The following is a 10,435-nucleotide window of genomic DNA, read 5'->3' on the forward strand; positions in this document are numbered from 1 at the left end:
CCGAGCCGCCTGCTCCAGCAGCTCCCCGCCTTCCGCGAATTTGCCGCGCTTGATTCCGTAGCAACCGGGCGTGAATAGCGTGTCGATTTCTTCCGCGGTGTTTTCGAGGCAGTCGATACCATGCAACGCGAGCCGGTCATGGTAGATCGCCGCATCGAGCGTCGCACGCGTGGCCAGCAGTCCGACGCGCCGCGTCTCCTGCCCGCCCGCCTGCAGCAGCGCAACCGTGGCATCGGCAATGTGAATGATGGGCGCCGCGCTGGCGGCCTGCAGCGCGTCGAACCAGTGGTGCGCGGTATTGCAGGGAATGACGATGCGCTGCGCGCCGGCCGCATTCAGCGCCACGATGCCCTTCACCATCGCCGGCACCGGTGACTCGCCCAGGCCGGCGGCCGCCTTCTGCCGGTCCGGGATCTGCGGCACGTTCCAGGTCACGACCGGGACATGGTCCTGGTCGCGTTCGGCCGGGGTTTCCTCGAGGATCTTCTGCAGCAGGTCCAGCGTGGCCGCCGGACCCATGCCGCCGAGGACGCCGATCAGCGGCTCGCTCATGCACGCTCCAGCGGCGAGCCGAACAGTTCCCGGTAGCCGAACAGCCCGACCGCGCCGCCGGTGTGGACGAAGACGATGTTTTCGTCCTTGCCGAAGCGGCCCGTGCGGATCAGGTCAATCAGGCCGGCCATGCCTTTGCCGCTGTAGACGGGATCAAGCAGGATGCCTTCCAGCTGCGCCAGCAGGCGCACTGCTTCGACCATGCCGTCTGTCGGTTGGCCGTAGCCGGGACCGACGTAGTCGCTGTTTGCTTCCACCGCTTCCCGGCGCAAGTCGCCGCGAACGCCCAGGAGTTCCCAGGTCTGGCGCGCAAGGTTGTAGACGTTCTCTTCCTGCTTTTCCTTCGGCGCGCGGACCCCGATGCCGAGCACGGGAATACCGCTGTTGAGGCCTTCCAGCCCTGCGACAAGGCCGGCCTGGGTGCCGGCGCTGCCGGTGGCGTGCACCACCCGGTCGATCTTCAGTCCGAGGTCGTTGGCCTGCACCAGCAGTTCCTGCGCGCAGACGACATAGCCGAGCGCGCCGATGGGGTTGGAGCCGCCGCCGGGGATCAGGTAGGGACGCTCGCCCTGTGCGCGCAATCGCTCGCCGACCCCATGAAGTTCCGCATTCATGTCGAGGCCGGCCGGGCGTGTCTCGATGCTGGCATCGAATATCTGATCGAGCAGGACGTTGCCGTTGTTGTAGTACTCCGGCGCACCATCGGCGACGCGCGTTTCCAGCAATGCGGTGACGCGCAGGCCATGCTTGCGCGCGGCGGCCGCGGTCTGGCGCACATGGTTGGATTGCGTCGCGCCCTGCGTAACGATGTGCGTGGCGCCCTGCGCAAGCGCGTCGCCGATCAGGAACTCCAGCTTGCGGGTCTTGTTGCCGCCGGTAGCAAGGCCGGTACAGTCGTCCCGCTTGATGTACAGGCGCGGCCCGCCCAGGTATTCGGTCAGCCTGGGCAAATATTCGAGCGGCGTCGGCGCATGCGTCAGCTTGACGCGGTGAAAACGAGAAAGATGCATCACATATCCATCATGAAATAGTCAACATGCGGCGGGCGGAGCTGCGCCTGCCGCGCCGTGCATCAGAACGCCGGGACTACCGCGCCCTTGTATTTTTCCTCGATGAATTTCTTCACCTCCGGCGAATTCAGGGCCGCGGCCAGCTTCTTGAATGCCGGGCTGTCCTTGTTATCCTCGCGCGCCACCAGCAGGTTGGCGTACGGCGAACGCGCATCTTCAATGAACAGCGAATCCTGAACAGGGTTGAGCTTGGCTTCCAGCGCGTAGTTGGTGTTGATCAACGCCAGGTCGACCTGGTCCAGCACGCGCGGCAGGGTCGCGGCTTCCAATTCGCGGAACTTCAGCTTCTTCGGATTGGCCACGATGTCCTTCTTCGTCGCCGAGATGTTGGTCGGATCCTTCAGCTTCAGCAGGCCTTGTTTTTCCAGCAGGAGCAGCGCGCGGCCCGAGTTCGACGGATCGTTCGGGATTGCGACCGTTGCGCCGGACGGCAGGTCGGCAAGCTTCTTGTGTTTGGCCGAGTAGGCAGCGAAAGGTTCGACGTGCACCTTGGCGATGGGCACCTGGATATCGTTCTTGTGGCCCTTCTTGAACTCGTTGAGGTACGGCTGGTGCAGGAAGAAGTTGCCGTCGAGATGCTTTTCATTTACCTGGGTCGACGGCTGCACGTAGTCGGTGAAGACCTTGACCTGCAGGTCCACGCCTTCCTTCGCCAGGCGCGGCTTGATGAACTCGAGGATCTCGGCGTGCGGGACCGGGGTGGCCGCCAGCGTCAGGGTCTCGTTCGCATGGGCGGAGAACAGGCCGAAATAGCTCAGGGATGCTGCAAGCAGCAGGGAAAATTTGCGATGCATGGATACTCCTTGAATGGGTGGAAAAATTAAACGATGCGAGGGATGTCAGGCCGGGCAGAGGCCGTTCTCGGCCAGCATGGATTTGCCGGCTTCCTCGCGGACGATGTGCAGGATGCGCTGCTTGAGCCGCGCGTATTCCGGATCCGTGACCAGGCTTTCGATGGAGCGCGGGCGCTCGAACGGCACACGCAACTCTTCGCGGATGGTGCCCGGACGCGCGGACATCACCAGCACGCGGTCGGCAAGGAACAGCGCCTCGTCGACATCGTGCGTGACGAACAGGATGCTGGTGCCGGTCGCCTGCCACACCGAAGTGAGCAGTTCCTGCATCATGAGCCGGGTCTGCGCGTCGAGCGCGCCGAACGGTTCGTCCATCAGCAGCACTTCCGGGTTCGGCATCCAGGCCCTGGCCAGCGCAGCGCGCTGGCGCATGCCGCCGGACAGCTGCCATGTCGCATGGTGCTCGAAGCCCTGCAAGCCGACCAGGCGCAGGTAGCGTTCGGCTTCGGCCAGGTAACGCTCCCTTGGCACGCCCGCCATGCGCGGGCCGAAGGTGACGTTGTCGAGCACCGAGAGCCACGGAAAGAGTGTCGGCTGCTGGAACACCATGCCGCGCTGCGGCGAGGGTCCGGCAATCGGTTCGCCGTCATGCAGCAGGATGCCGCTGTCAGGCTGGTCGAAGCCGGCCGCCATGCCGAGCACCGTCGACTTGCCGCAGCCGGACGGGCCGAGCAGGCAGACGAATTCGCCTTCCGCCAGCGTAAGCGAGATGTCCGACAGCACGGTCGTCTTTTCCTGCCTGCCGCGCGGCGCCGGGAATGACTTGCGGATGCCATCGAGGGCAATGCGGGGCGTGCTCATGCTTCCCTCCCCGCCCACGGCACGGCCGCGCGCTGCACGCCGACCAACAGCAGGTCGAACAGGTAGCCGATGGTTCCCAGCAGCAGGATGCCGAGCATGACGACATCCGTGCGCATGTAGGACCCGGCGTTGACCACCATCCAGCCGAGGCCGGAGGTTGCCGCCACCATCTCGGCGGCGATCAGCGAGGTCCAGCCTATGCCCACCGACAGGCGCACGCCGGTGAAGATTTCCGGCAGCGCGTTCGGCAGGACGACGCGCAGGAAGATCTGCGGGCCGCTGGCGCCGAGCGATTGCGCGGCGCGCACCCGGTTCTGGCTCACGCCCGCGACCGCCGCCGCGGCACTCACCACGACGGACAGGAAGCAGGAAATGAAGATCAGGAAAAACTTCGATCCTTCTCCAATGCCGAACCATACCACCGTCAGCGGAATGAGCGCGATCTTCGGCAAGGGACGCAGGAACTGCACGAAGGGCTCCAGCATCGCGCTGACCAGCGGCGACCGACCCATCGCCAGTCCGAGCGGAATGCCGGTGGCGATGGCGGCGGCAAACGCGGCCAGTGCGCGCAGCACGCTGACCAGCACATGCTCCCAGAGTGGAATCTGGCGATACCCGGTGTCCAGCAATTCAGCGGTGGCGATGCCGATATCGCTGGGCGGCGGCAGCAGCAGCGGGTCCACCCAGGACAGGCTGCCGGACAACTGCCAGATGCCGACCACCAGGCCCACGGTCACGATGCTGAGCACGGTGCGATGTACATTCTTCATACGTCTTACTTCAGCGCGGCGGCCGCCTTGAGGTAGGAGGTATTGATCGCCGGCGCGAACGAGTCGGGAATGTCCGCCTTGCGCAGTTCGCCGATGCCGGCCAGGAACACGGCGGTATCCTTGGCGGCGCGCGCGATTGCCGAGTTCGGCGTGGTCGTGCCGTCACCGGCGAAGGCCGGTGTCAACTGGTCGGCGATGGACGGATATTCGAGGCCGACGAGGACGCTGCGCACGGTATCGATCGGCAGGTCGAGATGCTTTGCCACGATTTGCACGGAACCTTCCGGATCCTTCTTGTACTGGTCGACCTTTTCCTGGTGCACGCGCAGGAACTTCGCCACCAGTTGCGGATACTTTTCCGCGAATTCCTTGCGCACCGCGAAGTTGTTGTAGACGAGGTAGCCGTCCTTCTGCAGCTGGCGGGTGACGAAGATTTCCTGGCCGCCTTCCGCTTCCAGCTGCTGCGAGAACGGGCCCCAGACATACGCCGCATCGATGTCGCCGCGCTTCCATGCTGCGACCTGCTCGGCGGGCTTCAGCGGCACGAGTTTCACCTTCGACTTGTCGACCTGGTTGACCTTGATCGCCAGTTCCAACGCGTATTGCGCGGTGGAGTTCGGCGGATAGGCGACGGTCTTGCCTTCGAGGTCCTTCACGCCGTTGATGGCCTTGCTCTTGCGGCTGATCAGGCGCTCGCTGGTGGCGATGATCTCCGGCACGCCGATGATCTCGATCGGCAGTTTGCGCGCAATGCCGGACACGGCCGGGCTGCCGCCGAAGCGGGCGATGTCGATTTCCTTCGCTGCGAACAGGCTCAGCACGTCGGAACCGCTGGCGAACGGAATCCATTTCACCGGTGCGCCGAAGGCCTTGTCAAAGGACTTGTCGGCCTTGCCCAGGATCCAGACGCGCGGACCGCCGGCATAGGCGAAGCGCACTTCGGCCGGCGCGGTTTCCGCCTGCACGACGGCGGCAGCGGTCAAGAGTGAGAGTGCGGCCGCGAACAGTGCGCCCGCCTTCACGATTATTTTCGATTTCATGTTTTTCCCTATTCATATGCGGCTTTACAAGTTGCCGTTGACTGGGACTATAAGCACCCGGAGTTGCTTTGAACACGATCGATTTGTAGCTTGCTTATCCAATTTTCGAGCAAGGAAATTGCGGAGCATGCGAGTTCCATTGGATGTCCGGTCATGAACACCCGCTGCTGCAATCGAAGCAGATTTCACTCTCGCTTGCTGCGTTCGCAGCAGCCTTGCCTGCCGCCGCCAGTGGCACGTTTCCTGCCTTTATCGATTCCATTCATCACCACACCCGTCTCAGGAGAAAAACATGACGACAGAGTTCATCTGGCAGCTGCCGACCGGAAGCGACGGACGCCACGGCGACGCCACCTTCACGCGACGCGGCGAACGCGCAGGTTCGCATCAGGCGTTCCAGCCGGGCGTGTCCGACCCGCGCGGCACACGCTTCAACTTCTTCGATTACGTGCACCAGGTGGCACGTGCGGCCGACCTGTCCGGCTTCGACGGCATCCAGATACAGAACGATCCGGAGGGCGACGAGACCTGGATCGTCGCGGGTTACGTGGCGCGCGGCACGCGCCGCCTGAAGCTGCTGACGGAATTCGATGCGGCTCGCGGCTCGGCGGTGTATGCGGCCAAGAATGCGGTGAGCTTCCAGCGCTTCACCGGTGGTCGCTTCGCATGGCAAGTGAGCGTCAATCATGACGCCGCGCAGCGCCGTCGCTTCGGCGACTTCACCGCGGATGCCGACCAGCTCGAGCGCGTCGACGAATTCATTACCGTCGCGCGCGGTGTGCTGACCAGTACCAGCTACGATTTCAAGGGCAGGTTCTTTGAAGTTCTCAACGGCGGCTTCAAGGGGCCGCTGGCGGACAAGCCGGTGCCCCACGTATACCTGTCCGGCAGCAGCGACGAGGCGCTGCGGCTGTCGGGCCGACAGGCCGATGTGCATCTGCTCGACGCCGCACCGTTGGATGACCTCACCGCGTCCATCGCGGCGCTGAAAAAGTATGCGCAGGAATCCGGCCGCAGCGTCACGGCCGGCTTGCGGATCGACGTGCTGGCGCGCGAAACCGAAGAAGAAGCTGTTGGCGATGCGCTGCGCTACTGGCAGCAGACCGGCAAGCGCAATGACAGCAAGGCGCCGGTGACGTCGGCCAACCTGTGGCGCGACCTGGCAACGGACCGCAGCGGCGCACGCGGTACGCTGGTGGGCAGCTATACGCAAATCATCGACCGCCTTGCCGAATACGCGGCGGCGGGCATCGGCAGTTTCGTGCTCGGCGCCATTCCCCGCCTGGAGGAAGCCTACCGCATCGGCGAGCATGTGCTCCCCGCGTTGCGCGCGCGCCTCGGCAACAACGATCGCAAGGCCGCCTGAGCCTTCCCCTACTGGAGTCACACATGACCATTGATATCTTCTGGCGTATCCCGACCCACGGCGAACCGAGCTCCCATCGCGCGCGCCAGCCCTTCCGCGGCGACTGGTTCCCCGGCAACGACAACCTGAGCAAGGCCGGCCTGGGCGGCGGCGGCAAGGATGGTTTCACCTATATCGATTACCTCGCGGAGATTGCGCACGCGGCCGAAATCTCCGGCTTCCAGGGCGGCCTGATCCCGTCCTTCCCGATGACCGACGAGCCGTGGGTAATTTCCTCCGTGCTGGCGCGGGAGACCAGGACCTTCCGTTTCATGATTCCCTTCCAGCCGGGCTTCCTCAATCCGGTGACCGCGGCGCGCATGACGGCCAGCCTGCAGCGCGCGACCGGCGGACGCGCGCTGTACAACATCATCACTGGCGGCGGCGGGCCGCAGCAGCTCTGGTGGGGTGACACGGTCGGCCATGACGACCGTTACACGCGCACCACGGAATTCCTCGACATCGTGCGCGGCGTGTGGAATGGCGGCCCGTTCTCGTATGACGGCAAGTTCTACCACGTGGAAGATGCCGGCCTCGTCGATCCGCTATCGAAAGAAGACTTCCCGGAAATCTATTTCTCCGGCTCGTCCGACGCGGCGCTGGTGTCGGCATCGAAGCATGCCGACTATTACCTGACCTGGCTCGAACCCTTCGACGACCTGCGTGAAAAATTCCGCCGCGTGAAGGAAAAGACCGACGCGCTCGGCCGCAAGATCAAGTGCGCGGTGCGGGTGGACATCGTCGCCCGCCCGACCGAGGAAGAAGCGTGGGAAGAAGTGCGCCGCGGCTTCGATAGCATCGACCCGGCCATCATCCGGCAATTCCTCGCCAGCAGCGATGGCAGCGAATCGGTCGGCGCCCGCCGCCAGCGCGCGAACCGCCCGACCACGCTCAACAGCTACAAGGACCTGATCGTCGAACCGAATGTGTGGTCGGGCTTCAGCCTGCTGCGCGGCGGGCAAACGCAGGGAATCGTCGGCAGCTACCAGCAGGTGGCGGGGCGGCTGGACGAGCTGGTGCAGCTGGGGGCCGATGCGTTCATCCTCGCGAGCACGCCGCATCTCGAGGAAGCGTACCGGGTTGGGGAGGAAGTGCTGCCGCTGGTACGCGGGCATAGTGCGCCCGCGCTGCGGAAGGTAGGCTGATCAGCGCCGGCCGGGATCATGTCGGTCAGCAGGCATGATCCCGGCCGCGCGCTCAGCTTCAATTCAAACACCGAGCTTGCAGTTGACGGAATTGCTGAACAGCTGGATTCCCGTTTCCAGTGACAGAACCTTGGCGAGTGCCGGCGAAATGAACTGGATTCCCAGCAGCAGCTCGCCGTCGGGGCTGGTACGCATGACTGCGTTTATGGTAAAGAAGCCTTCCTGCGAGTGATCCAGCTTGCTGTAGGTGGTGTCTCCGAATGGCGGTGAAATCGACCGTGTGCCCGATGCCGTGGTGACATCGAAGCGGCCGTCTTCATGTACCGTCAACGAACACGGCTCGTTACCCGCGACGGTGGTGCCAGTCGCATGTCCGATCAGGCATTGATAGAAATCCGGCGACTTGTCGGTCATTGAATTCGGACATGCACGCAGGCTGTCCAGCGTAATCGGATCGCTGGCCCGCCGCGGAGCCGGGGTATAGAGGCTGAATCCCGGTTGCGCCGCGTTCGCCAGCGCAATGGCCGCCGAGATGTCCGAAGGCGTCACGGCGGCGGAAATCTGCAATGCCTTCCTGATTGCCTCATCGGCGCCCGCAAAGGTGAGCCCCTGCTGCACCGCCAGCTGGAAACCGGTGGCGAACTTGTTGTCGAGAAGCCGGGCGACATCGCTCAGCACACGGTCTCCCTTGTAGCTTTCAGCGACGTTCAGCAAGACGCGCACGACCTGGGCACGCGAAGCGATCCCGTTATCGAGGTTCGACACCGCGAGTGCCGATTGCTCAGGCGTGAAACCTGCGCCAAAGATATTCAATGTCGCGCGGCGAACAAATTCCGCATTGCTCACCACTCCACCCGGGCCCGCTGTCTCCATTCGGCTGGCAATGTCGTCGATCTTCACGCCTGCCTTGAACTGTTCCATCCAGTAGACAAGGCCGTCCGCGTCCGGCACGCGGTCAAAGTAGGCGGTGTACAGCAGGATGAGGCGCCGCAGGTCGGCAGCCGGAATCGACGCCGCCAGCTCGCCCGCCCGCAGGTTGACGCTCGCATCGCCAAAGCGCACCGTCTGCCTTGCGCGTACCTGGTAAGTGTCGCCGCTTCGCTTGTCTTTCACGACGAAGGCGTCGCCGCTCTTTTCGATCTGGTAATCCTGGCGGGCACCGGGGAAGGCAATTCCTTCCTGAGTGGACGGTGAGGAACCGCCGCATCCGGCGAGTGCGACAGTGGCAAGGGTAAGCGAGGCGATCAGGGAGCGAAAGTTCACGATGGCAATCAGCAGGTTGGAAAAACAAGACAACAAACGCCCGGTAGTTTGACATAAGGCGCCGCGCATTTCCTGTGCGCGCATTTGCGCACCTCCCGTTCCCGCCTGTTGATCCCGCAACAGCACACCACGCCACATGCTGCGTATGCAACAGCGCAGACAGCCAATCCGCATGGCACACCCCTTGCAAAACAGAACAGGTCTGCAACCCAACCAACACAGGGAGTACACCATGTCTGAAGTCAAGGAAGGCCTGAGCGCCGCCGCCAGGGAATTCGTCGAAAAAACGCTGAGGGAAGCCGCACTGGCCTTCGACGTGCTGCGTGAAACCGGCAGCCTCACTGCCAACGGTACCGTCGGCTTTGTGGAGCGCATCCCCAATGAAGACAAGGTCGTGGTCGTCAACGATCCCGGCCCGTTCCGCAAGGGCCAGCCCTTGACCGCCTCCGTGCTCGCGCTGGACGGCACCGTCATCAGCGGCAACGCCGGCGGCGGCAACCGCTACCTGAAACTGTTCCGCAACCGCCCTGACGTGACCTCGATTTCGCATGTCCATTCGCCGTCGCTCGGTGCCTGGGCGCAAACCCACCGCACGCTGCCGATCCGCTATGTGCCGGTGCAGCGATTCCAGCTGATCCGCGAACTGCCGGTCTACATCGACCGCCGCCAGCCGGAAGTGGATTTCATCCTCGACCGCATCGAAGAAAACGCGCACCACACCGCCATCCTCGAAGCGAACGGCGGCTCCACCGTCTGGGGACGCGAAGGCTTGCTGAAGCTCGCCGAGTTCATCCTGATCCTGGAAGAAGGCGCGAAGATCCAGATCGCGGCCGAAGCGATCGGCGGTTCGCGCGACTTCGGGCCGGGCGTGCTGCTGCAGCAGTGGAAGATGAGCGGCCTCGTGGAACGCGCGCGCGGCCTGTCCCTGCTCCCCGCCACCGACCTGTGAGGACGCCATGACCGCGCCCGATAAAATCTGGTTCACCCGCTGCCCGGTCCCGACCGCGACCGGCCTCGCCTACAAGCTGGGCTGGCTGCAGGAAGAGTTCGCGGCCGACAAGCTGCCGGTCGCCACGCTGCAGGAAAACGCGCCCGAGCTGGCGCGGCACCATTACGACCATGACCTGCCCGGCCTCTTCCGCGAGGGCGGCAACCTGCTCGCCTTTGCCGCCCGCGCGCAGGGCGCGCCGACCAAGGTGATCGGACTGACCTGGATCGACGAGTGGCAGGCGATCCTCGTGCGTCCCGATTCCGGCATCACCCGTCCCGAGCATCTGCAGGGCAAGCGTCTTGCGCTGCCGGCGCTGGTTGACTTCCCGATCCGTCCCGAGACACGCGGCCGCAGCATCGCACGCGCGATGTCACTGGCGGGCTATCGAGGCGCGCTGGCGCTGGCCGGCCTGCGGCTGGAAGATGCGCAGTACGTCGAGGTCGGTTCCGGTCACGGCGTGCGTTCCGCGGATGGCCTCGGTGGCCTCTGGGCAGGCATCCAGGATCTCGCTGACGGCAAGGTCGATGCCGTCTATGTGAAGGGC

General features: G+C 64.2%; 11 protein-coding genes. 4 read left to right on the forward strand and 7 right to left on the reverse strand.

What is annotated here, in order from left to right; translation table 11 throughout:
• The 6 genes from cuyB to AYR66_RS17955 all read right to left on the reverse strand — a co-directional run.
• Window positions 1-552, reverse strand: a 552-nt coding sequence (cuyB, locus tag AYR66_RS17930) for a cysteate racemase (RefSeq protein ID WP_088709896.1), incomplete at its 3' end; no start/stop codon positions are given.
• The gene (cuyA, locus tag AYR66_RS17935) at window positions 549-1,562 is read right to left on the reverse strand and encodes a D-cysteate sulfo-lyase (protein ID WP_088708640.1); all 1,014 of its coding nucleotides are present in this window, start codon (window positions 1,560-1,562) and stop codon (window positions 549-551) included. The genes cuyB and cuyA, both read right to left, overlap by 4 nt.
• 62 nt (window positions 1,563-1,624) lie before the next feature.
• The gene (locus AYR66_RS17940; RefSeq protein WP_088708641.1) at window positions 1,625-2,416 is read right to left on the reverse strand and encodes a MetQ/NlpA family ABC transporter substrate-binding protein; all 792 of its coding nucleotides are present in this window, start codon (window positions 2,414-2,416) and stop codon (window positions 1,625-1,627) included.
• Window positions 2,417-2,461: 45 nt separating this feature from the next.
• Entirely contained in the window at window positions 2,462-3,277 is an 816-nt protein-coding gene (locus tag AYR66_RS17945; protein WP_088708642.1) for an ABC transporter ATP-binding protein, read from the reverse strand.
• A complete protein-coding gene (locus AYR66_RS17950; RefSeq protein WP_088708643.1) occupies window positions 3,274-4,047 on the reverse strand; it encodes an ABC transporter permease in 774 nt (257 codons plus the stop codon). Before AYR66_RS17950 ends, AYR66_RS17945 begins: the two co-directional genes overlap by 4 nt.
• A 5-nt stretch (window positions 4,048-4,052) precedes the next feature.
• Window positions 4,053-5,087, reverse strand: coding sequence for a taurine ABC transporter substrate-binding protein (locus AYR66_RS17955; RefSeq protein ID WP_088708644.1), 1,035 nt, complete (start codon window positions 5,085-5,087; stop codon window positions 4,053-4,055).
• Between the two features lie 292 nt (window positions 5,088-5,379).
• Here AYR66_RS17955 and AYR66_RS17960 point away from each other — a divergent pair, with 292 nt between their 5' ends.
• Together AYR66_RS17960 and AYR66_RS17965 are read left to right on the forward strand one after the other, a co-directional pair.
• Window positions 5,380-6,453, forward strand: coding sequence for an LLM class flavin-dependent oxidoreductase (locus AYR66_RS17960; RefSeq protein WP_088708645.1), 1,074 nt, complete (start codon window positions 5,380-5,382; stop codon window positions 6,451-6,453).
• Window positions 6,454-6,476: 23 nt separating this feature from the next.
• Entirely contained in the window at window positions 6,477-7,637 is a 1,161-nt protein-coding gene (locus AYR66_RS17965; RefSeq protein ID WP_088708646.1) for an LLM class flavin-dependent oxidoreductase, read from the forward strand.
• A 63-nt stretch (window positions 7,638-7,700) separates the two neighbouring features.
• Here AYR66_RS17965 and AYR66_RS17970 read toward each other — a convergent pair whose 3' ends face one another.
• Window positions 7,701-8,900 (reverse strand): hypothetical protein, encoded by a 1,200-nt coding sequence (locus AYR66_RS17970; protein ID WP_170942195.1) that lies wholly within the window; start codon window positions 8,898-8,900, stop codon window positions 7,701-7,703.
• Window positions 8,901-9,132: 232 nt separating this feature from the next.
• On the opposite strand from AYR66_RS17970, the gene AYR66_RS17975 reads away from it, so the two are divergent.
• Entirely contained in the window at window positions 9,133-9,849 is a 717-nt protein-coding gene (locus AYR66_RS17975) for a class II aldolase/adducin family protein (RefSeq protein WP_088708648.1), read from the forward strand.
• 7 nt (window positions 9,850-9,856) lie between these two features.
• Window positions 9,857-10,435: ABC transporter substrate-binding protein (locus AYR66_RS30150; protein ID WP_234814931.1), on the forward strand; the 579-nt coding region annotated here is incomplete at its 3' end.

The sequence above is a fragment of the Noviherbaspirillum denitrificans genome (assembly GCF_002211445.1).
Lineage (GTDB): Bacteria > Pseudomonadota > Gammaproteobacteria > Burkholderiales > Burkholderiaceae_D > Noviherbaspirillum > Noviherbaspirillum denitrificans.